We start from the raw sequence: 24,107 nt of genomic DNA on the forward strand, positions 1-24,107 counted from the left end.
CGGTCAGTATGTCGAGGTCAGGCATCCCGGCCCCGAGCCGCTCCGGGTACCTGGCGCCCGGTGAGGAACAAGGAGGAACGCCCGCGATGACCACACCTGCTGACGGCGCGACGCAACCCGACAGCGAGTCGGCGGACCCGCACGTACTCCCCCCGCACCAGGTGGACCACCTGTTGGACGGGGCCCCGTGGCGCAGGCTCGCCATCATCGGTGACAGTCTCGCCGAGGGGCTGGGCGACCCGTCCCCCGGTTACGCCGACGCGTCCTGGGCGGACCGGCTCGCCTCCGCCCTGCGCCGGGTGCGGCCCGACCTCGCCTACCTCAACCTGGGCAGACGGCACCTGCGTGCCGCCCAGGTGCGCGACCAGCAGCTCCACGAGGCCCTGGAGTTCCGTCCCGACCTGGTGTCCGTGGTGTGCGGGGGCAACGACATGATGATGCCCGACTACGACCCGGTGGTGGTCGAGGCCGAACTCGACGCCCTGGTCGCCCCGTTCCGCGAGATGGGCGCCGACGTCTTCCTGTTCACCATCCAGGACATCACGGCGGTCTTCCCCGAGCAGTTGGGCCGGGGGTCGCTGCGGCAGCGCATCGAGGCTCTGAACGAGCGGGTGCGCATGGTGGCGCAGCGGCGCGGCGCGCTGGTGGTGGACATGGCGTCGCACCCCACCCGGGCCGACCGGGAGAGCTTCAGCGCGGACATGATCCATGCGTCGAGGCGCGGCCACGCGGTGCTCGCCTCGGCCACCGTCTCCTGCCTGGCCGGCCACCTGGCCGCCCGGGCCGTGACGCCCCAGGACGCCTAGGGCCTGTCTGATGAGTAGCGTCGTCCGCCCGGAGGGTGGGGGTCGCGGCGTCTGGTGCGTGCGATCGCAAGGCAGAGGGGCGTCCTCGTACTGGGCGTACATGGACGATCCCGACAACGCAGCGAACGTGCGTGCCAGGCGTCACGACCCAGGCGGGATTCATCAGACAGGCCCTCGCTGCCGCCCTGGGACGCTGCCGGGGCCGTCGGCACGGTCCCCGGCAGCGGGTCGCCGCCGCCCGGGGACCCCACGCGGCGTTCAGCCCGGCCGCACGCCGGGCACCACCGCCACCGGGCAGCGGGCCACGTGCAGCACCTCGCCGCTGACCGACCCCCGCAACAGCCGGCGCAGTCCCGACCGGCCGTCGGAGCCCACCACGACCAGGGCGTCGCGTCCGGCCGACGCCAGCAGCGCGGGCGCCGGGCGGCGGTGCTCCACCCGCAGCTCCACCTGCACCCGGGGGTACCTGGCCCGGCGGGCGGCTGCGGCCTGGCGCAGCGCCCGCCGGCGGGCGTCCGCGTCCGCCGTCCGGTCACCGGACGCTGGTCGGCCGCGGCGGACCAGGACGGGCGGGCGAGCGGCAGCGTGCACCAGTTCGAGGGGGATGCCGCGCAGTTGGGCCTCGGCGAAGGCGAAGTCCACGGCCGCCTCGCTGGTGCCGGAGCGCTCGATGCCCACCACGACGCGCTCCGGGGGAGCGAACGGCCGGCCCGCCTCCGGCCGCACGACCACCACGGGGCATCCCGCGTGCAGGGCGACCTCGAGGCCCACGGAACCCAACGGCAGCCGGGCGAGCCCGCCCCTACTCCGGTGACCCACCACCAGCAGCTCGGCCTCGTGCGAGCGGTCCACCAGGATCGTGGCCGGGCGACCGGACGCCGGCACCTCCTCCGCCCGCGCCCGCGGGAACTCCGCACGCGCCAGTCGCGCTGCCGGACCCACCACCTGGGCTGCCCGCTCCTCGGGGGTGGCGACCTCGTCGGACCCCGGCGGCAGCGGCCAGCCCACCGAGTGGAGCAGACGCAGGGGAACGCCCCGCCGGGTCGCCTCGTCGGCGGCGAACCGCACCACCGCCTCCCAGCCGGGCTCCTGGTCCACACCCGCCAGTACCGGTCGCCCGCCGTTCGACGCTCGCTCCATGGCCACTCCCGGGGGTCGCCGGCGCACCACCCGGCGTTGCCCGGTTTCCTGTCACCGCCACCTGCACGAGCGCCGTCCACAACCAACAACGAACATCATAAATAGGACAGAACCCCGCGCGGTGGAGGGCACGCCCGCCGGCCCCGAACGCGGGCCGCGGCCAGGGGCCGCCCGCCCGGCAGCCGCCGTCAGCGTTCGAGTACCAGGGCGATCCCCTGACCGACCCCGACGCAGAGCGTCGCCACGCCCACCCCGCTGCCGGCGGCGGCGAGCTGGTGCGCCAGGGACCCGGTCAGCCGAGCACCGGAGGCGCCCAGCGGGTGACCGATGGAGATGGCCCCACCGCGCGGGTTGACCAGCTCGGGGTCGAGCTCGGGCCACTCCGCGAGGCAGCCGAGCACCTGCGCGGCGAACGCCTCGTTCAGCTCGAACGTCGTCAGGTCGGCGAACCCGACCCCGGCCCTGGCCATGGCTCGCTGGACTGCCTCGACCGGCCCCAGCCCGAAGTACTGCGGCTCGATCCCGGTGACCGCGGAGGCGCGGACCCGGGCCAGCGGATCACGCCCACAGGCGCGCAGTCCGGCCTCGTCGCAGAGGAGCAGCGCGGCGGCGCCGTCGTTCAACGGCGAGGAGTTCCCGGCGGTGACCGTGCCCCCCTCGCGGCGGAACACCGGCTTCAGCTTGGCCAGTGCCTGCGTCGACGTGGTGTCGCGAATCGTTTCGTCACGGACCAGGTCCACTCCGGGGTACGGCACCACCTCGGCGTCGTAACAGCCGTCGGCCCAGGCACGGGCGGCCTTGCGGTGGCTGGACAGGGCGAACGCGTCCTGCTCGGCACGGGTGATCTGGTGCTTGTCAGCGATCAGCTCGGCACCCTCGCCCAGCGCGACGGTCCACTCGGCGGGCATCCGCGGGTTGGTCATCCGCCAGCCCAGCGAGGACGAGTACAACTGCTGGTGGCCCACCGGGAACGCCCGCTCGGGCACGGGCAGCACCAGCGGCGCCCTGCTCATCGACTCCACGCCCCCGGCGATCACCACGGAGGCGTCACCGACCGCGATGGCCCGGGCGGCCTGGATCACCGCTTCCATGCCGGAACCACAGAGCCGGTTGACGGTGGTCCCGGGGACCGTGACCGGCAGCTCGGCGAGGAGGACGGCCATCCGGGCCACATCGCGGTTCTCCTCGCCGGCCCCGTTGGCGTTGCCCAGCACCACGTCGTCGATCCGGGCCAGGTCGAGCCGCGGCGCGCGATCCACCAGGGCCCTGACCACGTGCGCGACCAGGTCGTCGGGGCGCACCCCGGCGAGGGCGCCACCGTGCTTGCCCACCTGGGTGCGCACGGCGTCGACCACGTAGACGTCGCGGAGGCGTTCGGACATCGGGATCCTTCCGTGTGACAGCGGCCTCGGCGGACCCGCGGACGCGGGGCCGCGTCGACTCGGCGGACCGTGTGTTCCTGTGGTGAACTGACGTTCACCAGCACCGGGCAAAGTCTGTTCCTCGGTCACCATCAGTGTCAACGGCGACCGACCTGCCAGAACACGGACAGAACACCTATCTCCGACACCCGCCGCGGCAGCAGTACCGAGCGACGGGTGGCCCGCCGAGCGCGGCCTGGGAACCGGCCGGGCAACCGCGGGAACGAGGACTAACCCGCCCGGAAGGCGTCGAGGCTCTCCGTGATCGCCCTGGTGACCGCGGCCTGCTGGGCGTTGAGGTAGAAGTGACCGCCCGGGAAGGACCGGAAGGCGAAGGCGCCGACGGTCATCTCCTTCCAGGCCCTGGCCTCGTCCAGGGTGACCCGCGGATCGCTCTCCCCGACCAGCACGCTGATCGGGGTGGACAGCGGCTCCCCGGACCGGTGCCGGTAGGTCTCAACCGCCTGGTAGTCGGCGCGCAGGGCGGGCAGGACCATGCGCAGCAGCTCCTCGTCGTCGAGGACCCCGAGCTCGGTGCCGTTGAGTTCGCGGATCTCGGCGAGGAGCCCGTCGTCGTCCCGCAGGTGCACGGTCTCCACGCGGTGCCGGACGGGGGCGCGCCGGCCGGAGACGATCAGGCCCAGCGGAGCACTGCCGCCCCGCCGTTCCAGACGGCGGGTCAGCTCGTAACCGAGCACCGCCCCCATGCTGTGCCCGAAGAGCACCAACGGGCGGTCCCGCAACGGCTCCAGGGCGGCGAAGACCTGGTCGGCGAGCGCTTCGATGCTGGTCAGCGCCGGCTCCCCGTGCCGGTCCTGCCGGCCCGGGTACTGGACGCAGACCACGTCGACCGCGGGCGCCAGCGCCCTGGCGAGCGGCACGAAGTAGGAGGCGGACCCGCCGGCGTGCGGCAGGCAGACCAGGGGAACGGCGTTCGGCGACGCCTGCTCGTACCTGCGGAGCCAGGCGCTGTGGCCTGGGGCTGCGACCGTCATGGTGGTGCGCTACCTCCTGCTGCTCAACGGCCCGGGCGTCAGCTCAGGCGTCGGGTCGTGCATGACCCCGTGCGGCGGGCACGGCTAGGACGCGAGCCACCCGTGGCCCCTGGCCAGCCGGTCGAGTCCCTGACGGACCTGGACGATCTGGGCCCCGGTCAACGTGGGGGCGACCTCGAGCAGCGTCTCGGTCAGCTCCTGCCGGAACTCCCGGGCGGACAGCACGTCACACATGCCGTCCTCGTCCACACCCTCCGCGGTCGCGGGACCGGTGGCCACCGGGGCGCTCACGCTCCGGGTCGGCGCCGGCTCCACCAGCCGGACCAGCGACGCCTTGGGCCCCCGCTCGCCCTGACCGACGCGGAACTCGACGAGGGCACCGGGCTTGTACAGGTGCTTCTCGTCCAGCAGGTCGTTCGCGTGCATGAAGATGTCCTCGTCGCCCTCGTCGGGAACGATGAACCCGTAGCCGCGAACGTCATCGAATCGGACGACCCTGCCTTGCGCCACCGCACACCTCACCACAACAGCCAGTTCCGTCAGCAGTCACGCTGGTGCTTGCCGCACGATCATACGTGGTGGTCACCGCGGCCGAGAAGCGTTCCCCGGGCCCGGGCGGGCGGCCCGCGCCAGCCCCGGGTGAGCCGACGCGGAACGAGCCGAACCGGCCGGCCCCTCAGACGTCACCGACCCCCCGAACGACGGTGTCCGCGCCGAGCTGACCCTCCGAGGAGGAGTCCACCGCGAGCCGTTTCCTGGACAGGCCGATCCAGCCCCGTCTCGCCGCGTACCAACCCAACTGCATCCGGGTGGCGACGCCTGCCCGGTCCATCAGGCTCCTCGCCCGGCGCAGCACGGTACGGCGTCCGACGCCCAGGTGCCGGGCGACCGCCTCGTCAGTGAGCCCGCTCAACAACAACGTGAGCAGCCGCACATCCGCCTTGTCCAGTTCCGCGGGCCGCACCCCCTCGATCCCGGCACCGAGGTCCAGCGGCACGCTGTCCACCCAGACCCGTTCGAACAACTCGATGAGCGCGTCGAGCAACGGACTCGGTTGGACGATCACGGTCGCCCCGGGCCAGGTGCCGATGCCACCCAACGCGGGCAGGATCGCCAGCTCCCGGTCCACGATCATCACCTTCATCGGGATTCGGGCAATCACCCGGGCCTGTTCGCCGGCCTCGATGCACTGGTCGATCCGCTCCATGGCGCCGGGGTAGTCGATCGCGTGCCGGTCGTAGACCGTCCGGTAGGAGACCCCTGCGGCGAGTTGCTCCACCTGGATCCGGTTGTCCACGGACGAATAGGGCGGTGTGTCGAAGTGCAGGACCTCCCTGCGCGCACCGCGCTGGATCTGCTCCACCCGCTGCGGCACCGCGGCCTTCGGGGTGTACTCAACCGGCAACTGGCCGCGCTGCTCCCGGGTGCTGGCGTGGTACTCGTCGGCGAGCCGCATCATGGCGGCACGGGCCGTCATCAACTCCTGCATCCTGTGCAGCAGCAGTACCTCCCCCGCGGTGTCGGGAGGCTGGGCGGCGACCCGCCGCCCGTCCGGTTCGTCGCGGCTGACCAGTCCGTGACTCGTGAGCCCGTCGAGCGCCCGGCCCACCGCCCCGGACGACAGTCCGGTCAACGTCGCGAGCTGCTCCTTCGGGCAGGCACCGCTACGCACCAGCGCGGCGTAGGTCCGCGCCTCCTCCTCGGTGAGACCCAGGGCCTCCAGCATCGCCGCTCTCCTCCCGTCCGTGGCGCACGCCCAGGCCACCACGAGGGGACCACAGCCCCGGACGCCTGCTGCCCGACGCACCGAACCACGCCCATTTCGCGACCGGTGTCACGTGGTGACTGTATTAGACACATGGTTGGCCCAGGACTGGTCAGGGGCGCGATGTCCGACGATGGCCCAGGTCACCACCGTCCCCGAACCCAACGGCGCCCACGCGCGACGCCCGACTGGGAAACCCCAGCCGGGCGCCTGTCCACACTGCTCGTGGTGTGGTCAACTCACCACGGTGTCGCACCCCCTCACGGAGTTCGCCACCGCACGGGCTCGCGGGAAGGCACGACCGCCAGCGGGCCCCGTGGTGCGGGCGACTACTTCGCGGCCTTCGCCACCGGAGCGCAGGCTCCCTTGACGAAGGCGATGGAGTCCATGGTCCGGGAGTCGGACAGGATCGCGGTGTCCCCCTCCTTCAGGTGGTAGGTGAACTCCTGGTCGGTGGAACGGTCGCCGTTGCTCTGCCGGCTGGCGCCCTCGTCCGAACCAGCGGTCGTCCTGGTGCCCTTGTCGCCCTCGCCCTGGCTGGTGCCCTTCTCCGTGGTGCCCTTGTCGCCCTCGCCCTGGCTGGTGCCCTTCTCGGTGGTGCCCTTGTCGCCCTCGCCCTGACTGGTCCCCTTCTCCGTGGTGCCCTTGTCACCCTCGCCCTGACTGGTCCCCTTCTCCGGGCTGCCGGAGGTGTTCTTGTCCAGTCCCGCCGCGGGGGCGCCCGGGCCTGTTACCTGGGCCACCTCCGGGCCGATCACCGTGGCCCCGCCGACGAAGCTGCGGTGGAACTCGGTGTGCACCCCCTTCGGGCCTGACGGCGACCTCTCGGCGACACCGTCCGGCAGCGGCTGGCACAGGTAGCCCTCGGGGGGGTTGTAGACGGTCGAGACCCCGGCGTCGCGCAGCATCCGGGTGAACTCCGCCACCTCGTCGTCACCGTGCGGCCAGTCGGAGATGTGCACCACCACACCGCCGTTGTCGGTCTTCTCCACCGCGTAGGCCGGGGTGCCGGCGCCACCACCGGGCAGGGCCACGAAGGCACCAACCGCCGCGGCGGCGGTCACCAGACCGGTGACCGTACGGGTCGGGGTGAACACCCGCCGGCGCTCCGGCTCGGGCCAACCCGCCGCGGTGACCCTCGCCTCCCGCTTCAGCTCCTCCACCAAACGGTCCTCGAACGACGTGCTCATGCCTTGCCTCCTGAGTATGCGAACTGGTTGCTGGTGTCGGCCCCGGCGGTGGCGGCGCTCAGGGTCTTGCGGGCGCGGTGCAACCGGACCCGGGCGGTGACCTGGCTGATGCCCAGCGCGGCGGCGGCCTCCCCGACGGTGAGCTGATCGACGACGATGAGCTCGAGCACGGCCCGCTCCCCCTCCGGCAGCTCCGCCAGCGCGGCGAGCGCCCGGCGGCTCTCGCCCTCCGCGGTGAGCTTGTCCTCGATCCGGGAGATGTCGTCGGACTCCAGCAGACGGCGACCCGCGACCCGGGTGGTGAGGACGGACTCCCGCACGGCTCGACGGCGTTCCGCCGACGCGATGTTCCGCGCGATGCCGAACAACCAGGCGATCTCGCTGCCACGTTGCAGCCGCCGGGAGTAGCCGGAGTCGATCACAGCGAGGAAGACCTCGGCGGTGAGGTCGGCCACGGTGTGTGGGTCATCCACCCGGCGTGCGAGGAACCGGGTGACCGCGTCCACGTGACGCCGGTAGAACTCCTCCAGATGGTCCGGCTCCCAGGCTGTCGCGGCGGGGCCGCGGTGTCGCCTGGTGGGTATCTTCACGTGAGGCTCTCCTCTCTGCTGCCGTACACCCCGTACTGGCAGCCGGGCGGGAGAGCGTTACGAGCCCCTGGTCAGAGGGCATGTGCCGAGGGGTCCAGTCCCCGTGCCCAGCGGCGAAACCGCGACGGCGACAACCGTGACGAGCGCGGTCGGGTCTCCGAACGGGCGGCCGGAACGAGCACGTTGGGGTCGGCGGCGGTGCCGCCCGCTACCGTGCCCCGCGGCGTCAGTTCGACGACGCGGCGTGCGGACACCGACAGGTGCCCGGCCGCGGTTCCGGGAGCGTACCGCTCGCCCGGCGCGGCGGGTGGCGAACCGCCGCCGGAATCGCCCCCGCACAGGACACCAGCGCCAACGGCCGGTCGTTCCCCGGGGCCACCCGGCCAGAGAGCGCCCTCGGACCGCAAGAACAAGATCCAAAACCCCTTCCTTTTTCCACACGCCCCCGGATACCTCTGTACCCGGGGCGGCCGATCGGCGGGCGCACGAGAGCGTGGGGGCAACGGTGGACACAGAACCGAGCAAGGGCGACTGGAGCGTGGACGAACGCTGCATGAACTGCGATGTCGCCCGGCAACTCGCGCCCGGCCTGATCGGTGAGGTCGGCGGGCGCTCCGTCGTCCTTCGGCAGCCGCGGGACCAGGCCGAGGTCAGGCAGCTCCACGCCGCCGCGCACGCCTGCCCCAGCCGGTCGATCCGCGCCCCGGGGAGGTTGGACGCGGCACTGGACCCGTTCCCGATGGCCCTGGACGACACCGTGCACCTCTGCGGGCACAACTCCACGCACACCGCGGGGGCCAACTCCTACCTGCTGTGCCGTCCGGACGGCACCGTGATGATGGTGGACACGCCACGGTGGAGCACCGCGCTGGCCGAGCGTTACCAGGCGCTGGGCCGCGTCACCGACGTCCTGCTCACCCACCGCGACCACGCCGCCCACGGCCGCCGTTACGCCGACGCCTTCGGCGCCAGGCTGTGGATCCACGAGGGGGACCTCGAGGCCGCACCGGACGCCGACCGCGTCCTGCGCGGCACGGACCCGGCAACGATCGCGCCGGGGGTGGTCGCCCTCCCCCTCCCCGGCCACACGCGAGGCAGCGTGCTCTATCTCGCGGACGGGCGGTACTGCTTCAGCGGCGACAGCTTCTACTGGTCGCGTGCGACCGGGGACATCGAGGTGGCCGAGAGCGTCACCTGGTACTCCATCGAGGAACTGGCCGCCTCCCTCGCCCGCGCCATCGACCAGCTCCGCTTCGAATGGCTGTTGCCGGGCCACGGCGACCGGCGGCACCTCCCCGCGGAGGAGATGACCCGACGACTGGAGCGGCTGGCGAACCGTACCCGGGAACTCCGCCCGCGGACCGTCGACTTCACGGCGGTCCGCTGGTGACGGCCCGGTACGGGAGCTTTGCTCGGTCCGGGTTGTACCGGGGCAGCCACTCGATGGCCATGCAGGCGATCTCCTCGACACCGTCGCCTACGCCGACCTGTGCACCCAGCACAACGGCGGGCGCTTCCTGCACCACATGCCGAAGGTCGCGTTCAAGAACGACGGGGCCGTCATGAAGACGGCCCACCAGATCGCCGCCGACGGCTGGGACGTCGACCTGCCGCTGTGGTCCGACGCCGCGGACTGCGGCCCCTGCCACCCCGGCAACGACTCGCACTGAGCACCGACCGGGTGGGTCTGGCCGACAGGCCGGACCCACCCGGGCCCGCCCGGGTGACACGCTATGGCCACCCACCTGTTCGGCCACCTGGCCCCGCGGCTACGCCTGGTCCACGCCGACGTGGTCGACCACCTGACCGCGGCGCCCGGCAGGTACGACGTGCTGTACAGCCTCTTCGGCGCGGCTGACTTCACCGACCCGCGGAGCCTGCTTGCCGCCGCGGCCCGCGCCCTCCGTCCAGGGGGACGACTGGTGATCTCCACCCTCGCCCACTACCTCAGCGGCAGTCCCGCGGAGACAGACGTCACCCACGCGGACATCCCCACGAAGACGCCCACCGGAGAACCCGCCACGATGTGCAGGTGGGTGCTCCAAGAGCACGTGTGGACCAAGCTGCTCGCCGAGACCGGGCTCCGGGACGTCACCGTGGACACGCTCCCCGCAGCGGCGAACGGCCCTCGCGCGGCGGACACCCTGCTGCTGTCCGCCCGCCGGCCCTGGCGGAGGCTGGGCTCATCGCTCCGCCCGTGACGCGAAGGCAGCCGGCGAAAGGGCGCAACCGCCGGGGCCGGGAGGCCAGGATGCCTGGTTCCAGTGTCCGATTCCCAACAGGTCTGCCTGGCTACTCCCTGGCGCGCTGCCGGCCCCGCGAAGAAGCCCCCGCCGGCGACTTCCGGAGGGGGCTTCCTGCTTGATCACCTGATGCCGACGGCCGCCAGTGCCATCCGCTGAGCTGCGGTGATCTCCCGTGGCCAGTAGACGTAGGCGATGCCCCCGCTGCCGCTCCTGACCTGGCCGTCCGCGGCGTAGCGCTTGGTGCGCAGCCAGATGTTCTCGAACTGCCGCCGGTCGTACACCCGGCGGACGGCGTCGTTGTTGTCCGACGCCGGGTCGTTCGCGATCACGTTGCCGTCCTGGGTGAAGCCGACCAGGCACATCAGGTGCCCGGCGGTGCCGTAACCGGCGCCGTCGAGTTCCTCGGCCCTGAAGGACTGCGAGGTGATGACGGGCAGTCCGGCCCGGATCAGGGTCTCGGCGTCGGTGAGCGAGCGCAGCCGGGTGATCACCGCCTCCATGTCGCGGTAGGTGGTGGCGTAGGCCGCGTTGAACGGCCAGTTGCCGCACCCCGCGTACTGCCAGTCGAAGGTGTGCCGTGCGGCGTGGCAGACCTGCGGGTCGGCGTAGTCCGGGTTGACCCAGGCCAGGTCGGCGGGGGTGGGACGGCGGCCGTGGTACTCGATGACCATCTGCGAGGAGGTGGGACTGCACCAGGCCTCGCCCCCGTTGTCGTACTCGGGGTACTGCCCCTTGTGGATCTCCTGGGAGTAGCGGGGCACCACGAGCTCCACGCCGGTGGCCGGGCCGGGGGTGGACGCGGGGACCGTGAAGCGGTCCGGGATGTCCGACGCCATGGCCCCGGCCCGCCAGACCCGGGGAGCGGCGTCGGAGCCGGGCCTGCGGTGCAGGGTGAGGCGGAGCCGGTAGCTGACCAGGCGCAGTGCACTGGAGGTGTCGTCGATGGAGAAGGTGTCGGTCCAGATGGTGCTCTTGCCGTCGGTCTGGCCGTCCACCGAGGTGCGCCTGATGTCCCCGTCGCCGGCCGCCCACCGGCCCAGCACGTACCAGGGGGTGCTGCTGCCGTCGGTGTAGGTGCCGTGCATCTCGACCTGGACCCAGGTTCCCGCGGGGGTGTGCGCGTTCCAGGAGGCGACGAGTTCGCTGGAGCCGAAGCCGATCCGGTGGACCGGGGACGTCCACACGGCGCTCTGCCAGGTGCTGGTCCTCCCGGTGTGCGGATCGGTGTACTCGGTGGTGCGCGTCGGCTGTCCGATGGTGATCGCGGGGCGTGCGCCGCCGAGCACACGGACGCCCTCGCCGGCGCCGGAACGCCAGTCGGAGTACGAGGTCCAGGTGTGGTTGTCCACGGGGGCGTCGTCCTTGCCGCGTCGCTCGGCGTCCGTCGGGGCGGGCGCGGTGCCGGCGGGGGTACCGGCCCGGGAAGCGGCGGACGCCGCTGGGGACGCGGCAGCCGCGGCGGCGGCGACAGCGGCGGCGATGACGGCTCTCCGGGGTGCTTGGGTCATGAAGGGTTCCCCTTGTGGTGACGGCGGACAGGGCTGTGCGGTCGCGTGTTCGCAAGTCACTATCCCCACCGGGACGGGCGTTGTACCAGGGGTGGGGCCCGGCACGTGTGGGGATGGCCGGTCGGGCCGGGTCGGGACGGGGTTCTTGTGCGTCACCCGGACGGATGTTCCTCGCACATCTGGACACTCACGGGTGAGTTCCCTTTATCGCGTCGCTTCGGGCCTGTCCCGGGGATACCGTGGCAGAGTCACCCCGGGGGAGGGTGGCGGGCGGGGGGCGCCATGATGACGACGAGTCACGCCAACGCGGCGGCGATGCCGTTACGGCCACACACGACCACCGCGCCACCGCGGCGGCGCGGTACCTCGCGCCGGATGGTACGGCGCAGGCTCGGGCTCTTCCGGGGGAACCGCTATGCCGCCACCCGGGTGATGCTCCTGGTCAAGGAGCACCACCGGCTGGGCAGTGAGCTCGCCCTGCTCGGGGAGCGGGCGGGGGAGCGCGGCGCCCAGATCCGGGCGTCCCTGGACGTCGCCTGGGACCACCTGACCCATCGGCGCCCCGACCCACTGGTCGGTGCCGCGTACCTGGCGCTCGCCGACCAGTCGTTGGTGTGGTTGTTGCCACGGCCCCGGCTGGTCTCCCGGGGCACCGTAGTGCTCGCGACGCTGGACGCCTCGCCGGACCCGGCGGCGCAGGAGGCGGGGCGCAGGCTGCGCAAGTGCCTGGACAACGCGGAGGACGACGACGCGGTGCGGGCCGCGCTGTGCGCCGCCGTGGAGCTGGTGCACACCGCGGGCGAGTCGCAGACCATCGCCGACGACCTCCAGGTGCGGCGGCTCGAGCACCTGTTCTTCTACGCGGCCGGGATTCTGCTGCTGCTGTGCGCGGCGGTGCCGTTGGCGGCCCCGGACGCCTTGTTCACCGCGTGGCCGCCCGCACCCGCGGGAGGACGTACCGGCGCCCTGCTGGTGGTCACCGGGGCGGTGGTGGTGATGGGGGCGGCCGGCGGGGTGCTCAGCGGCCTGCTCCAGACCAGGCACGCCCGCTCCAGTCTGATGACGTACCGGACCAGCACCCTGAACCTGGCGCTCCGGCCGTTGGTGGGCGCGCTGGTCGCCCTGGTGATCACGGTGTTGGCGGGTTGGCGGGCCCTGCCCGCGGTCGAGGGGGACGACCCGGGCCTGCTGTTGCTCGCCGCGTTCGCCGCCGGGTTCTCCGAGCGGTTCTTCCTGAAGCTGCTGAAGGTGCCGCGGGGCGGGGTGGACGAGCCGGCCCGCCCGGCACGGCCCCGGGAGGCGCCGTGACCCGTGGGCCTCACTGCCGTGGGCGGCGGGCCCGGCTGGGCTGGACCCGCGCTGGTTCTCCGGCCGCCTTGGGGTGCTCCGGGGGGTAGGGCAGGTCGCTGAGTCCGTGGTCCCGTTCGTCCCGGGCGGCCAACTCCAGTGCGGCGTCCAGCAGGTAGGCGTGCTGGTCGAGGTCGGCGTGGACGTCGCCTAGCTCGGAGAAGCGGGTCCTCATGGACGTCAGGTCGAAGTCGTGCGGCCTGGCGTCCCGCAGCTCGTCCCAGCGCAGTGGCGCGGAGACCGGGGCGTGGGGGAACGGCCGGATCGAGTAGGCACTGGCCACGGTCCGGTCCCGGGCCGTCTGGTTGTAGTCCACGAAGACCTTCTCGCCCCGTTGCTCCTTCCACCAGGCCGACGTCACCCGGTCGGGCATCCGCCGTTCCAACTCCCGGGCGACGGCGATGGCCGCCCTGCGGACCTGGGTGAAGGTCCACCGTGGCTCGATGGGAACGAGGACGTGCAGCCCCCGGCCACCGGAGGTCTTGGGCCAGCCGCGCATCCCCAGCTCGTCAAGGAGCTGGCGGAGTTCGGCCGCGGCGCGCACCGCGTCCAGGTAGTCGGTGCCCGGTTGCGGGTCCAGGTCGATCCGCAGTTCGTCGGGGTGCTCGGTGTCGGTGCGGCGGACCGGCCAGGGATGGAAGGTCAGACAGCCCAGGTTCGCGGCCCACACCACGGCCGCGGTCTCGGTGGGGCAGATCTCGTCCGCGTGCCGTCCGCTGGGGAAGGAGATCCGCCCGGTGGGGATCCACTCGGGCAGGTTCTTGGGGGCGCGCTTCTGGTAGAAGGACTCCCCTGTTACGCCGTCCGGGTGACGCTCGAGGGTGGTCGGCCGGTCCCGCAGGGCCCGCACCGCCCCGTCGCCGACCGCCATGAAGTAGCGGGCGACGTCGAGCTTGGTGTAACCGCGCTCGGGGAAGTAGAGCTTGTCCGGGTTGGACAGCCGCACGGTCCGCTCCCCCACGGTGAGCTCCAGCGCTGTGGCCATGGGGTTCACGCTAGGTCGGATGGGCGTGCTCCGCCTCCCGGTGGCCCGGAGGACGCTCGGCGGGCGGGGAACCCGGACCGGCCGCACAATCCAGACCATGGAGCTTCCGGTGATGCCCCCCGTCCAGCCGATGCTCGCCAGCCCGGCCCCGAGCATCCCGCCCGGAATGAGCTACGAGGCCAAGTGGGACGGTTTCCGGGCCATCGTCTTCAAGGACCATGACGAGGTGGAGATCTCCAGCCGCTCCACCAAGCCGCTGGGGCGCTACTTCCCCGAGGTGGTCGGCGCCTGCCTGGAGCAGTTGCCCCGCAGGTGCGTGGTGGACGCGGAGATCGTCGTGGTCACCGGACGCCGACTGGACTTCGACGCGCTGCTGGAGCGCATCCATCCGGCGGAGTCCCGGGTGCGGCTGTTGTCCGAGCGGACCCCGGCGCACCTGGTGGTCTTCGACCTGCTGGCGCTGGGCGACACGTCGCTGCTGGACGCGCCCCTGCGGGTGCGGCGCGCCGCCCTGCTGGAGGCCCTGCACAACGCCAGGCCTCCCGTCCACGTCGCCCCGGCCACCCTGGACATCCAGGTGGCCCAGCAGTGGTTCGAGCAGTTCGAGGGCGCGGGACTTGACGGGGTGATCGCCAAGCGGCCGGACCAGGCGTACCGGCCGGGCGAGCGGGTGATGGTCAAGGTCAAGCACGAGCGGACGGCCGACTGCGTGGTGGCGGGGATGCGCCTGCACAAGAGCGGCCCGGTCGTGGGGTCGCTGCTGCTCGGCCTGTTCGACGAGGCGGGCCGGATGCGGCACGTGGGGGTCTGCGCCGCGTTCTCGATGGCGCAGCGGCAGAAACTCGCCGACGAGCTGGAGCCCCTGCGGATGCCCTCCGCGCAGGGGCATCCGTGGGAGGACTGGGCGGACGAGGAGGCACGGGGAGGGGGCCGGATGCCGGGCGCGCCCAGCCGCTGGAGCGCCGGCAAGGACCTGTCCTGGGTTCCGCTGCGACCCGAGCGGGTCTGTGAGGTCAGCTATGACCACATGCAGGGCGACAGGTTCCGGCACACCGCGCAGTTCCGCAGGTGGCGGCCGGACCGGGAGCCCCGCGGCTGCACGTACGCCCAGTTGGAGGAGCCGGTCAGCTACGACCTGCGGAAGGTCCTGGGTTGACGGCGGACGCGCCCGGCCAGGGCCGCTGGTGCGGTCCCGGCCGGGCGCGGTGGGGTGACGGGGGAACGGGGGGCTGGCCCCTGGGCGGGGGCGGGCCCGGGGCTCAGCCGGTGCCGGCCGTCTGCTCCTCGGTGAGGGCTCCGGTGGCGGGCCGCGGGGCGCGGAAGGTGATCAGGGCCAGTACGGCTCCGGCGGCGGCGATCCCCGCGGCGCCGAGGAACGCGGCGGAGAAGCCGTCGGTCAGCGCGGCGACGTCGCCCAGTTCGTCGGCCCCCTGGGCGGCGGCCACGGCGGTCATGGCGGCCAGCCCGAGGGCGGAACCGATCTGGTAGCTGGTGTTGACGATGCCGGAGGCGAGCCCGCCCTCCTCCGGCCGGGCCGCGGAGATGGCGGTGCCCAGGGAGGGGATGAAGGCCAACGACATGCCGGTGGCGGCGACCAGCGAGGCGGGCAACACGTCCACCGCGTACGCGCCGTCCGGACGGACGAAGGACAGCCACAGCATGCCGGCAGCCAGGGCGACCATTCCGGCAACGATCATCGGCTTGGGGCCGAAACGGTTCATCAGCCTGGGGGCGAGCAGGACCATCATCAGCATCACGGCGCCGGTCATCGGCAACAGCGCGGCGCCGGAGGCGAACGCCCCGAGGTCCAGGACCTGTTGCAGGTAGAGGTTGAGGAAGAACCACATCGGGATCCACGCGCCGGCCAGCAGGAGCTGGGCCAGGTTCGCGGCGGCCAGGCTGGGGGTGCGCAGGATGCTCAGTCGCATCAGCGGCTGGCGGCGCCGGACCTGGACGGCCAGGAACGCCGCCACCAGGGCGATGCCCAGGGCCAGCACCAGCCAGGTGCTGACCGCGCCCCAGCCGGTCTCCGGAGCGCGGACGACCGCGTAGACGATGGTGGCGAGACCGGCGGTGACGGTCAGGGCGCCGAGGACGTCAACCGATCCGCGCGTCGCCGGGGCGGCGGGCATCAGACGGGGGACGGCGAGCAGGGTGACCACGGCGACGGGGATGTTGAGGTAGAACACCCAGGGCCAACTCGTGTACTCGGTGATGACGCCGCCGAGGAAGACCCCGGCCGTGCCGCCCGCGGGCGCGGCGGCCCCGTAGAGCGCGAACGCCTTGGTGAGCTCCCTGGGGTTCGAACCGAACAGCATCATCAGCAGGGTGAGGGCCGAGGGCGCGATCAGCGCCGAGCCGGCGCCCTGGACGGCACGGCCGACCAGCTCCACCCACACCTCGCCGGCGAGTCCCGCGGTGAGCGAGCCGACGGCGAGGACCGCCCAGCCCAGACCGAACACCCGTCTGGCGCCGAACAGGTCGGCCAGCCGCCCGCCGAGCAGCAGCAGGCCGCCGAACGCCACGACGTAGGCGTTGAAGACCCAGGACAGGTTGCCCTGGGTGAAGCCGAGATCCGCCCGCATCTCGGGGAGGGCCACGCCAATGATCGACGTGTCCATGATGACCATGAACTGAGCCATGGCGATGAACGCCAGCGCCCACCAGCGCCGTGGGTCCGGCTGCGGCAGCATCGCGGACATTTCAGTCACCTCAAATACTCCGGGGGGGTATGTCGAGGCCGAACATACCCCCTGGGGGTATCAATGTCCAGGCCGGGTCAGGAGGGGGCCAGGAGGCCCGCCCGGCCCCCGGACCGGGCGGTGGGTGGTCAACGGGACCGGGCACGCACGGCGGGCCCCGCGGCAGCACGGGCGCGGACACGTGCCACGGGGCAGAGGGGTGAGCGGGGTGCCCGGCACCGGGAGACGGCCCCGCCACGGCCCGCGGTCAGGCAGGGCAGGGAGGGCGGGCACGGGGGCGGGCACGGGGGGCGGCGTGAGCGCGTCCACGTTGGTCGCTACCGCGCGGAGCCGGGCGCGGGCGGGGGAACGCGCGGGAAACGCCGCGGCCGGCCCTGCTCCGCTCCGCGGAAGGCGGGCGGGCGCCGGGCCGCGGCGTGGGTGTGACCAGGCGGGGGCCCCGACGGCCGGTGGCGTCGGGGAACACGGTCAACGACGCGCCGCCCCGGACCCTCAGGGGAGGGCGGGGCGGCGCGGTCGGCGAGGTGGCGTCAGGCGGGCAGTACCACCAGGTCGCGGCTGGTGAGGTTGAGCCGCTCACCGCCGTCCTCGACGCAGACCACGATGTCCTCGATCCGCGCGCCGAAGCGGTCCGGGAGGTAGATCCCCGGCTCGACGGAGAACGCCATCCCCGGCTCGAGGGCCAGCGTCGAGCCGGCCACGATGTAGGGCTCCTCGTGGGTCTCCAGGCCGATGCCGTGGCCGGTCCGGTGGATGAAGTGCTGCCCGTGGCCGGCCTCGGCGATGATGTCCCGGCCCACCGCGTCCAGTTCCTCGGCGGTGACCCCGGGCCGCACCGCCTCGGTCTGCGCGGCCTGGGCCTGTCGCAGCACCGCGTACAGCTCGCGGAACTCGGCGGGCGGGTCACCCACGCAGTAGGTGCGGGTGCAGTCCGAACAGTAGCCCTCCTCGGTGGTGCCACCGATGTCGACGACCACCGGGTCACCGGGCCGGATCACCCGCTCGCCGGGTTCGTGGTGCGGGCTGGCGCTGTTCGGCCCGGCAGCCACGATGACGAAGTCCACGGTGACGTGGCCGGCCTCCACGATGGCGTCGGCGATGTCGCGGGCGACGTCCCGTTCGGTGCGGCCGGGCAGCAGCCACTCCCCCATCCTGCGGTGCACCCGGTCGATGGCGGCGCCGGCCCGGCGCAGCGCCTCGACTTCCGCCGCCGACTTGCGGAGCCGCAGCGTGCACAGCACCGCGGAGGCGAGGGAGAGGTCCACCCCGGGCAGGGCGGCGCGGAAGGCCAGGACCTTCTCCGCCCACATGTGGTTGTCCACGGCCACGCGCTGTCGGCCGTCGGGGAGCCTGGCTGCGATCAGGGCGTACGGGTCGTCGGTCTCCCCGAACCCGGTGATCTCGATGCCCAGGCTGCCGGCCGGGGAGTCCTCCGCCGCCGGCCGCTCCAGGTTGGGGACGACCAGGAACGGCTCGTCGTGGGCCGGGACGACCAGGCAGGTCAACCGCTCGAGGGGCATCGCCTGGTAGCCGGTCAGGTAGCGCAGGTCCGATCCCGGCGAGATCAGCAGGGCGTCGAGGCCCTGCTCCGCCGCGGCCTGTCGTGCCTGGTCCAGCCGCTGGGCGGGGTACAGGTGGTGGAGGTGTTCGCTCACGTCCCCACGGTAGGTCACCGCCCCTCCCGGGAACACCCGTCCCCCCGGCGGGGTCCTACCCTGGGCCGGTGGACGAAACAGGGGGCCGGCTGGCCGAGTACCCGGGCCGGACGGCGGACCGGGTGGGGAGCGGGGGCTCGGGGCTCGCCGGAACGGCCCGACGGCTGCGAGCGCTGCCCCCGTCGTGCGGTCCGGTGCGACTGGTCGCCCTGGACGGGCACGCCGGGGCGGGGAAGACCACGTTCGCCGGCCGGTTGGCGCCCCTGCTCGACGACGCGCCGGTGGTGCGCCTGGACGACCTCGCCACCCACGAGGAGCTGTTCGACTGGGTGGGGCGGGTGCTCGACCAGGTGGTGCGTCCGCTCGCGGAGGGCGTGCCCGCGCGGTACCGGGCCTACGACTGGGTGGCCCGTCGGTTCGACGCCCCACGGGTGGTCGAGCCGGCAGCGGTGGTGCTGCTGGAGGGCGTCGGGGCCGGCCGGCGTGCGCTGCGCCCCTGGCTGGCCAGCACCCTGTGGATGGACCTGGCCCCCGAGGTGGCCCACGCCCGGGGACGGCGACGGGACGGTGCGGCCCTCTCCGCGTTCTGGCGGCGCTGGGAGCAGGCCGAACGCGCCCACTTCGCCGCGGACCCCTCACGACCCTGGGCGGACGCGCTGGTGCGGGAGGTGCCGGACGGTTATCGGGTGTGGGCCAGGGTCCCGAACCCCCGCGCCCACGACCTGGTTGATCACCCTGAGTGATCGCCGCCGGTCGGCGGGGCGGTTCCGGTCGGGCCGTTCCGGGGACGGTCGAGCCCCCTGGGCCACGGGCTCCCGACGCTCCCCACGTCCCACTGAGCCTTCCCGGCACGAGGCTCCCGGGGCCGCCACTTCGGGCCCCGCAGGGCCCCAGGCACCACCCGGGACCGGCAACCAGTCGATCACGCAACGTCACCACAGTTCAGCGGTCGCGGTGGCCGAATCGTCCCGCTCGGAGCCGCGGCGGCCCCACCCGCACGACGGAACCGCGCTCGCTCGCCGGTACCATGCCAAAGGACGCGTTTGACAAGGGTTGTTGGCGCGGTCTTCGTTCAACACCCGCCCGGGATACGGTGGTTCCCAACTCTGGCGGGCCGCGGGGGAAGATCATGTGGGGGACCTGATGGACATCAGCGCCAATCGTTCGGGGACCCCCGCCGACCTGGCCTGGTTGCGTGCCGTGGACGCCTACACGGTGGGTGCCTACACGGAGGCCGAGGAGGAGTTCCGCAGCGCGGTGCGGCTCGACCCCGGCATGGCCGACGGTTGGCTCGGCCTGCACGCCCTACGGGCGGACACCCCCACGGCGCTGCTCCAGATGCACCGGCACCGGGACCGATTCGGGGAACAACGCGAACTCCACCGGCGCAAGCTCAGCTCCTGGTACTGGCTGGGCTGGTGGGTGCAGCCGATCCTGGAGACCCACCGCGACCTGCTCCTCGCGCACGCCTCGCACTGGCTGGACGGGCGGCACGTGGACGAGCTCGAGGCCGCGCTCGCCCTGTGCCCGGACGTGGAGACCGACCCCCAGGTGCGTTTCCTGCACGCGTGCCGGGCCTACCTGGTCAAGGACTGGGAGCAGGTCATCCGGCACACGGAACCGCTGCTCGACGACCCGGTGCTGGGCATCGAGGCCCGCCTGTTCGCGGGGATGGCCCGGGTGCGGCTCGAGCTCTGCGCACCGGCGGAACCGCTGCTCGTCACCGCCCTGATGCGGTGCCGCTCCGAGCAGCCGCAGCGCAAGGAGTTGCGCTACTGGTTGGGTCGGGCGTACGAGGGCACCGGCCGCAGTGCGGCGGCGCTGCCCCTGTACCGGGCGGTTCACCAGGTGGACCCCACCTTCATGGACACCGCGGCCCGACTGGCGGCGATCACCGTCGGCGAGGGGCTGGACGACTCCGAGGACCTCACCCCGGTCCCGTTGACCGGCCTGAGCCAGATGGGCGATCCCGACGGCGGGCAGCCCGTCGATCCCCGGGCGACCACCACGTCCTCGCCGCCCACGCCGGGCGGCGACTCCCCCCGGGAGAAGGCGGTGCTGCCGGTGGCCCCGGTGCCGTCCAACGGCGGGGTGCTGGCCGCCCCCGATCCCGTGCTGCTCGAACAGGCGCTGGCGGAACTGGAGCGGATGGTCGGCCTGGAACCGGTCAAGCGCCAGGTCCGAGCGCTGTCCGCCCAGCTCCGGATGGCCCGGCTGCGGTCCGGGCAGGGACTGCCCGTCCAGCCGCCGAAACGGCACTTCGTCTTCTCCGGCCCGTCCGGCACCGGCAAGACCACGGTCGCCCGGATACTCGGCCGGGTGTTCTACGCGCTGGGACTGCTGGAGGGCGAGCACCTGGTGGAGGCGCAGCGCGCCGACCTGGTGGGCGAGTTCCTCGGGCAGACCGCGGTCAAGGCCAACGAGCTGATCGACTCCGCGCTCGGCGGGGTGCTGTTCGTGGATGAGGCGTACAGCCTGGCCAACTCCGGCTACTCCAAGGGCGACGCCTACGGGGACGAGGCGCTCCAGGTGTTGCTGAAGCGTGCCGAGGACAACCGTGACCGGTTGGTGGTCATCCTCGCCGGGTACCCCGAGGGCATGGACCGGCTGCTGGCCGCCAATCCCGGGCTGAACTCCCGGTTCACCACCCGGGTGGACTTCCCCAGCTACCGCCCTTCGGAGCTGACCCGGATCGGGGAGGTGCTGGCCGAGGAGAACGGCGACCTGTGGGACGAGGAGGCGCTGGACGAGCTCCGCAGCATCAGCGGGTACGTGGTGGACCAGTGGTGGATCGACGAACTGGGCAACGGGCGGTTCGTCCGCACCCTGTACGAGAAGAGCTGCGCCTACCGCGACCTGCGGCTGTCCACGATGCCCTCGGTGCCCACCCGGGAGGACCTGTCCACCCTGCGGCTGCCCGACCTGATGCAGGCGTACGGCGAGGTGCTGGCCGGCCGTGACCTGCACGGACGGGAGCAGGAGCCACCAGGCGACTAGGGCCTGTCTGATAAGTAGCGACCCCCGCCCGGAGGGCGGGGGTCGCGGCGTCTGGTGCGCGCGATCGCAAGGCGGAGGGTCGTCCTCGTACTGGGCGTACATGGATGATCCCGACAACGCAGCGAGCGTGCGTGCCAGGCGTCACGACCCAGGCGGGATTCATCAGACAGGCCCTAGCACCCCACCACCGGCTCGGCCGGCCGGTTGGTGCACCACAGGACGTCCGCTGCCGGGCCGGGCCGGCCCGGCAGCGGGGGCGAACGCTCAGCCGCGTGCTGCTGGGCGACCGGACCCTAGGTCCTGCCCCGGCCCGCCGACTGGGGCGTCTTGCGCGGGGTGGGCCGGTGGGCCGGGTCGTGGACCTCACCCACCAGCATCTCCAGAACGTCCTCCAGGGCCACCACGCCCAGCACCCGGCCCTCCGCGTCCTCGACCGCCGCCAGGTGGGAGGCCGCCCTGCGCATCGTGGTCAGGGCGTCGTCCAGGGGCAGGTCCGCCCCGAGGACCGCCATCGCCCGCCACAGCCGCCGGGGCACCGGCAGGTCCGGTTCCTCCAGCTCGAGCACGTCCTTGACGTGCAGGTAGCCGTGGAAGGCGCCGCCGGGGGCGGTGATCGGGAACCGGGAGAACCCGGTGCGCACGGTCAGGTCCTCGAGTTGGCGCGGCGTCACCGCGGGGTCCACGGTCACCAGCGACTCATACTTCAACAGCACGTCGGTCACCGGGCGGGTGCCCAGCTCCAGGACGTCCTCGAGCCGCTCCTGCTCCGCCCGTCCCAACAGCCCGGCCTGCCGGGAGTGCTGCACCAGGTGGGAGAGCTCCTCGCTGGTGAACACCGACTCGACCTCGTCCTTGGGCTCCACCCGGAGCAGCCGCAGCACCGCGTTGGCGCAGGCGTTGAAGAACGCTATCAACGGGCGCAGCGCCCGGGTGAAGCCGACGAGGGCGACGCCCAGCCACAGCGCGGTCTTCTCCGGCTTGGCCATGGCGATGTTCTTGGGCACCATCTCGCCGATGACCAGGTGGAGGAAGACCACCACGGCCAGGGCGATGACGTAGGAGATCGGGTGGATCAGGTGGCCGGGCACGCTCACGGCGTGGAACGGCCCCTCGAGCAGGTGGGCGACCGTCGGCTCGGCGATGGCACCGAGGGCCAGGGAGCACACGGTGATCCCGAACTGGGCCGCCGCCAGCATCAGCGACAGGTGTTCGAGGCCGTAGATGACGGTACGGGCACGCCGGTGCTGGAGGGCGAGCGGTTCCATCTGGTCGCGCCGCACCGACACCAGCGCGAACTCGGCGCCGACGAAGAAGGCGTTGCCGAGCAGCAGCAGCCCGAAGAACAGCAGTTGCAGCGCGGTCATCGCGGTGCCTCCCCGGGGCGTCCGGACGGCTGCGTCGGCTCGGCCCGGCCCACCCGCACCAGCCGCACCCGTTCCGCCCTGTGGTGGCCCACGTGGCGCACCCGCAGCCGCCAGCCGGGCAGGGTGACCACGTCGTCGCGTTCGGGAATCCGTCCCAGCAGGTCGGCGACGAGGCCCGCGACCGTCTCGTAGGGGCCGGGCGGGGCTTCGAGGCCGACCCTTCCCAGCAGGTCCACCCGGCAGCTCCCGTCCGCGTCCCAGGCGGGGTGCCCGCCCTCGGCGGGGGCGGGGGCCAGTTCGGGCAGCGCCGCGGCGTCGTGCTCGTCGCGCACCTCACCGACCAGTTCCTCGACGATGTCCTCCAGGGTGACGACGCCGGCGGTCCCGCCGTACTCGTCCACCACCACGGCCATCGGCTGTTCCCTGCGCAGCCGCTCGAGCAGCGGCTGCACCGGGAGGGTCTCGGGCACCAGCAGCGGGGCCACCGCGATCCGCCCCACGGTCCTGCGGGTCCGTTCCGCGGCCGGCACCGCGAGGGCGTCCTTGAGGTGGACCACGCCGATCACCTCGTCCAGGCGTTCCCGGTACACCGGGAACCGGGACAGCCCGGTGGCCCGGGTGAGGTTGACGACGTCCGCGGCGGTCGCGGTGTCCTCCAGGGCGGAGACCCGCACCCGGGGGGTCATCACGGACTGCGCGGTCAGCTCGGTGAGGCTGATGGTCCGCACGAACAGGTCGGCGGTGTCCTCCTCCAGTGCCCCGGCCCGCGCGGAGTGCCGGACCAGGGACACCAGCTCGGCCGGTGACCTGGCGGACGCCAGTTCCTCGGCGGGCTCCACGCCCAGCGCCCGCACCAGGCGGTTGGCCGAGCTGTTGAGAAAAGTGATCATCGGCTTGAAGGCCGCGGAGAACGCCTGGTGGGGACCGGCGACGAACCGGGCCACGTCCAGGGGGCGGGAGATCGCCCAGTTCTTCGGGACCAGCTCCCCGAGGACCATCTGCACCGCGCTGGCCAGCAGCATGCCCACCACCACGGCGGTGCCCGGCACCGCGGAGCTGGGCACGCCCGTCGCGGTGAGCGGTCCGCCGAGCAGTTCGGCCAGGGCGGGCTGGGCGAGCATGCCGACCACCAGCGAGGTGATGGTGATGCCGAGCTGGGTGCCGGAGAGCTGGAAGGAGAGCTTGCGCAGCGCCCGCAGCACGTTGCGGGCCCGGCGGTCGCCCTCCGCGGCGGCCCGCTCCACCGCCGGCCGGTCCACGGCCACCAGACCGAATTCGGTGGCCACGAAGAAGCCGTTGGCCAGGATCAACACGAACGCCGCGGCGAGCAGCAGCAGTGGGACGGTCATTCCGCCACCTCCTCGCGCCGCACCAGGGCGGACAAGGTGGCGCAGGT

The 24,107-nt window shown here is 72.9% G+C and carries 22 protein-coding genes; 8 read left to right on the plus strand and 14 right to left on the minus strand.

Annotated elements, in window-relative coordinates:
- Positions 1 to 86: 86 nt before the first annotated feature.
- On the plus strand, positions 87 to 806 hold the full coding sequence (locus tag A3IG_RS0101035) for an SGNH/GDSL hydrolase family protein (RefSeq protein WP_018381680.1): 720 nt from the start codon (positions 87 to 89) through the stop codon (positions 804 to 806).
- Positions 807 to 1,064: 258 nt separating this feature from the next.
- Here A3IG_RS0101035 and A3IG_RS0101040 read toward each other — a convergent pair whose 3' ends face one another.
- The 7 genes from A3IG_RS0101040 to A3IG_RS0101075 form a co-directional block, all read right to left on the minus strand.
- Complete coding sequence (locus tag A3IG_RS0101040) at positions 1,065 to 1,946, minus strand: universal stress protein (RefSeq protein WP_018381681.1); 882 nt, start codon at positions 1,944 to 1,946, stop codon at positions 1,065 to 1,067.
- Between the two features lie 188 nt (positions 1,947 to 2,134).
- The gene (locus A3IG_RS0101045) at positions 2,135 to 3,328 is read right to left on the minus strand and encodes a thiolase family protein (protein ID WP_018381682.1); all 1,194 of its coding nucleotides are present in this window, start codon (positions 3,326 to 3,328) and stop codon (positions 2,135 to 2,137) included.
- Between the two features lie 269 nt (positions 3,329 to 3,597).
- Positions 3,598 to 4,362 carry a thioesterase II family protein gene (locus A3IG_RS0101050; RefSeq protein WP_018381683.1) on the minus strand — a complete coding sequence of 255 codons (765 nt, stop codon included), beginning with the start codon at positions 4,360 to 4,362 and terminating at the stop codon, positions 3,598 to 3,600.
- A gap of 84 nt (positions 4,363 to 4,446) precedes the next feature.
- The gene (locus tag A3IG_RS0101060; RefSeq protein ID WP_018381685.1) at positions 4,447 to 4,872 is read right to left on the minus strand and encodes a cold-shock protein; all 426 of its coding nucleotides are present in this window, start codon (positions 4,870 to 4,872) and stop codon (positions 4,447 to 4,449) included.
- Between the two features lie 166 nt (positions 4,873 to 5,038).
- Positions 5,039 to 6,088 (minus strand): helix-turn-helix domain-containing protein, encoded by a 1,050-nt coding sequence (locus A3IG_RS28095; RefSeq protein WP_018381686.1) that lies wholly within the window; start codon positions 6,086 to 6,088, stop codon positions 5,039 to 5,041.
- Between the two features lie 368 nt (positions 6,089 to 6,456).
- On the minus strand, positions 6,457 to 7,317 hold the full coding sequence (locus A3IG_RS31650) for a hypothetical protein (RefSeq protein WP_018381687.1): 861 nt from the start codon (positions 7,315 to 7,317) through the stop codon (positions 6,457 to 6,459).
- The gene (locus tag A3IG_RS0101075; RefSeq protein WP_018381688.1) at positions 7,314 to 7,907 is read right to left on the minus strand and encodes an RNA polymerase sigma factor; all 594 of its coding nucleotides are present in this window, start codon (positions 7,905 to 7,907) and stop codon (positions 7,314 to 7,316) included. Before A3IG_RS0101075 ends, A3IG_RS31650 begins: the two co-directional genes overlap by 4 nt.
- 505 nt (positions 7,908 to 8,412) lie before the next feature.
- Here A3IG_RS0101075 and A3IG_RS0101080 point away from each other — a divergent pair.
- A complete protein-coding gene (locus A3IG_RS0101080; protein ID WP_026219768.1) occupies positions 8,413 to 9,297 on the plus strand; it encodes an MBL fold metallo-hydrolase in 885 nt (294 codons plus the stop codon).
- On the opposite strand, the gene A3IG_RS35620 is transcribed toward A3IG_RS0101080, so the two are convergent.
- Positions 9,278 to 9,409 carry a hypothetical protein gene (locus tag A3IG_RS35620; RefSeq protein ID WP_018381690.1) on the minus strand — a complete coding sequence of 44 codons (132 nt, stop codon included), beginning with the start codon at positions 9,407 to 9,409 and terminating at the stop codon, positions 9,278 to 9,280. The genes A3IG_RS0101080 and A3IG_RS35620 overlap by 20 nt on opposite strands.
- Before the next feature lie 24 nt (positions 9,410 to 9,433).
- Here A3IG_RS35620 and A3IG_RS28105 point away from each other — a divergent pair, with 24 nt between their 5' ends.
- Together A3IG_RS28105 and A3IG_RS28110 are read left to right on the plus strand one after the other, a co-directional pair.
- Positions 9,434 to 9,577: a hypothetical protein gene (locus tag A3IG_RS28105; protein ID WP_018381691.1), complete on the plus strand. Its 144-nt coding sequence runs from the start codon at positions 9,434 to 9,436 to the stop codon at positions 9,575 to 9,577.
- Positions 9,578 to 9,640: 63 nt separating this feature from the next.
- Positions 9,641 to 10,108, plus strand: coding sequence for a methyltransferase domain-containing protein (locus tag A3IG_RS28110; RefSeq protein ID WP_018381692.1), 468 nt, complete (start codon positions 9,641 to 9,643; stop codon positions 10,106 to 10,108).
- A gap of 164 nt (positions 10,109 to 10,272) precedes the next feature.
- Here the strand turns inward: A3IG_RS28110 and A3IG_RS0101100 are convergent, their stop codons facing one another.
- Complete coding sequence (locus A3IG_RS0101100) at positions 10,273 to 11,661, minus strand: peptidase C39 family protein (protein ID WP_018381693.1); 1,389 nt, start codon at positions 11,659 to 11,661, stop codon at positions 10,273 to 10,275.
- 375 nt (positions 11,662 to 12,036) lie between these two features.
- Between A3IG_RS0101100 and A3IG_RS0101105 the strand changes: the two genes are divergently transcribed.
- Positions 12,037 to 12,969 carry a hypothetical protein gene (locus tag A3IG_RS0101105; protein ID WP_018381694.1) on the plus strand — a complete coding sequence of 311 codons (933 nt, stop codon included), beginning with the start codon at positions 12,037 to 12,039 and terminating at the stop codon, positions 12,967 to 12,969.
- Positions 12,970 to 12,979: 10 nt separating this feature from the next.
- Here the strand turns inward: A3IG_RS0101105 and ligD are convergent, their stop codons facing one another.
- Complete coding sequence (gene ligD, locus A3IG_RS0101110) at positions 12,980 to 13,993, minus strand: non-homologous end-joining DNA ligase (RefSeq protein ID WP_018381695.1); 1,014 nt, start codon at positions 13,991 to 13,993, stop codon at positions 12,980 to 12,982.
- A gap of 97 nt (positions 13,994 to 14,090) precedes the next feature.
- Here ligD and A3IG_RS0101115 point away from each other — a divergent pair, with 97 nt between their 5' ends.
- Entirely contained in the window at positions 14,091 to 15,149 is a 1,059-nt protein-coding gene (locus A3IG_RS0101115) for an ATP-dependent DNA ligase (protein ID WP_026219769.1), read from the plus strand.
- A gap of 103 nt (positions 15,150 to 15,252) precedes the next feature.
- On the opposite strand, the gene A3IG_RS0101120 is transcribed toward A3IG_RS0101115, so the two are convergent.
- Positions 15,253 to 16,695 (minus strand): MFS transporter, encoded by a 1,443-nt coding sequence (locus A3IG_RS0101120; protein ID WP_018381697.1) that lies wholly within the window; start codon positions 16,693 to 16,695, stop codon positions 15,253 to 15,255.
- Positions 16,696 to 17,225: 530 nt separating this feature from the next.
- Positions 17,226 to 18,350: a M24 family metallopeptidase gene (locus A3IG_RS0101125; RefSeq protein WP_026219770.1), complete on the minus strand. Its 1,125-nt coding sequence runs from the start codon at positions 18,348 to 18,350 to the stop codon at positions 17,226 to 17,228.
- A 122-nt stretch (positions 18,351 to 18,472) separates the two neighbouring features.
- Between A3IG_RS0101125 and A3IG_RS0101130 the strand changes: the two genes are divergently transcribed.
- Both A3IG_RS0101130 and A3IG_RS0101135 read left to right on the plus strand, forming a co-directional pair.
- Positions 18,473 to 19,093 (plus strand): uridine kinase family protein, encoded by a 621-nt coding sequence (locus tag A3IG_RS0101130; protein WP_040910660.1) that lies wholly within the window; start codon positions 18,473 to 18,475, stop codon positions 19,091 to 19,093.
- Positions 19,094 to 19,493: 400 nt separating this feature from the next.
- On the plus strand, positions 19,494 to 21,347 hold the full coding sequence (locus A3IG_RS0101135; protein ID WP_051087339.1) for an AAA family ATPase: 1,854 nt from the start codon (positions 19,494 to 19,496) through the stop codon (positions 21,345 to 21,347).
- A 293-nt stretch (positions 21,348 to 21,640) separates the two neighbouring features.
- On the opposite strand, the gene A3IG_RS0101140 is transcribed toward A3IG_RS0101135, so the two are convergent.
- Both A3IG_RS0101140 and A3IG_RS0101145 read right to left on the minus strand, forming a co-directional pair.
- Positions 21,641 to 22,711: a hemolysin family protein gene (locus tag A3IG_RS0101140; RefSeq protein WP_018381701.1), complete on the minus strand. Its 1,071-nt coding sequence runs from the start codon at positions 22,709 to 22,711 to the stop codon at positions 21,641 to 21,643.
- Positions 22,708 to 24,060, minus strand: coding sequence for a hemolysin family protein (locus A3IG_RS0101145; RefSeq protein WP_018381702.1), 1,353 nt, complete (start codon positions 24,058 to 24,060; stop codon positions 22,708 to 22,710). Before A3IG_RS0101145 ends, A3IG_RS0101140 begins: the two co-directional genes overlap by 4 nt.
- Positions 24,061 to 24,107 lie beyond the last annotated feature (47 nt).

Source organism: Wenjunlia vitaminophila DSM 41686 (genome assembly GCF_000380165.1).
Lineage (GTDB): Bacteria > Actinomycetota > Actinomycetes > Streptomycetales > Streptomycetaceae > Wenjunlia > Wenjunlia vitaminophila.

What these genes read in the sequence shown, in the direction of transcription:
- A3IG_RS28110 (WP_018381692.1), top strand. Translation starts at nt 9,641, where the DNA reads ATGGCCACCCACCTGTTCGGCCACCTGGCCCCGCGGCTACGCCTGGTC.
- A3IG_RS0101035 (WP_018381680.1), top strand. Translation starts at nt 87, where the DNA reads ATGACCACACCTGCTGACGGCGCGACGCAACCCGACAGCGAGTCGGCG.
- A3IG_RS28105 (WP_018381691.1), top strand. Translation starts at nt 9,434, where the DNA reads ATGCCGAAGGTCGCGTTCAAGAACGACGGGGCCGTCATGAAGACGGCC.
- A3IG_RS0101115 (WP_026219769.1), top strand. Translation starts at nt 14,091, where the DNA reads ATGGAGCTTCCGGTGATGCCCCCCGTCCAGCCGATGCTCGCCAGCCCG.
- A3IG_RS0101040 (WP_018381681.1), bottom strand. Translation starts at nt 1,946, where the DNA reads ATGGAGCGAGCGTCGAACGGCGGGCGACCGGTACTGGCGGGTGTGGAC.
- A3IG_RS0101140 (WP_018381701.1), bottom strand. Translation starts at nt 22,711, where the DNA reads ATGACCGCGCTGCAACTGCTGTTCTTCGGGCTGCTGCTGCTCGGCAAC.
- A3IG_RS0101120 (WP_018381697.1), bottom strand. Translation starts at nt 16,695, where the DNA reads ATGTCCGCGATGCTGCCGCAGCCGGACCCACGGCGCTGGTGGGCGCTG.
- A3IG_RS0101145 (WP_018381702.1), bottom strand. Translation starts at nt 24,060, where the DNA reads ATGACCGTCCCACTGCTGCTGCTCGCCGCGGCGTTCGTGTTGATCCTG.
- A3IG_RS0101100 (WP_018381693.1), bottom strand. Translation starts at nt 11,661, where the DNA reads ATGACCCAAGCACCCCGGAGAGCCGTCATCGCCGCCGCTGTCGCCGCC.
- A3IG_RS0101045 (WP_018381682.1), bottom strand. Translation starts at nt 3,328, where the DNA reads ATGTCCGAACGCCTCCGCGACGTCTACGTGGTCGACGCCGTGCGCACC.
- A3IG_RS0101135 (WP_051087339.1), top strand. Translation starts at nt 19,494, where the DNA reads ATGGACATCAGCGCCAATCGTTCGGGGACCCCCGCCGACCTGGCCTGG.
- A3IG_RS28095 (WP_018381686.1), bottom strand. Translation starts at nt 6,088, where the DNA reads ATGCTGGAGGCCCTGGGTCTCACCGAGGAGGAGGCGCGGACCTACGCC.
- A3IG_RS31650 (WP_018381687.1), bottom strand. Translation starts at nt 7,317, where the DNA reads ATGAGCACGTCGTTCGAGGACCGTTTGGTGGAGGAGCTGAAGCGGGAG.
- A3IG_RS0101050 (WP_018381683.1), bottom strand. Translation starts at nt 4,362, where the DNA reads ATGACGGTCGCAGCCCCAGGCCACAGCGCCTGGCTCCGCAGGTACGAG.
- ligD (WP_018381695.1), bottom strand. Translation starts at nt 13,993, where the DNA reads ATGGCCACAGCGCTGGAGCTCACCGTGGGGGAGCGGACCGTGCGGCTG.
- A3IG_RS0101105 (WP_018381694.1), top strand. Translation starts at nt 12,037, where the DNA reads ATGGTACGGCGCAGGCTCGGGCTCTTCCGGGGGAACCGCTATGCCGCC.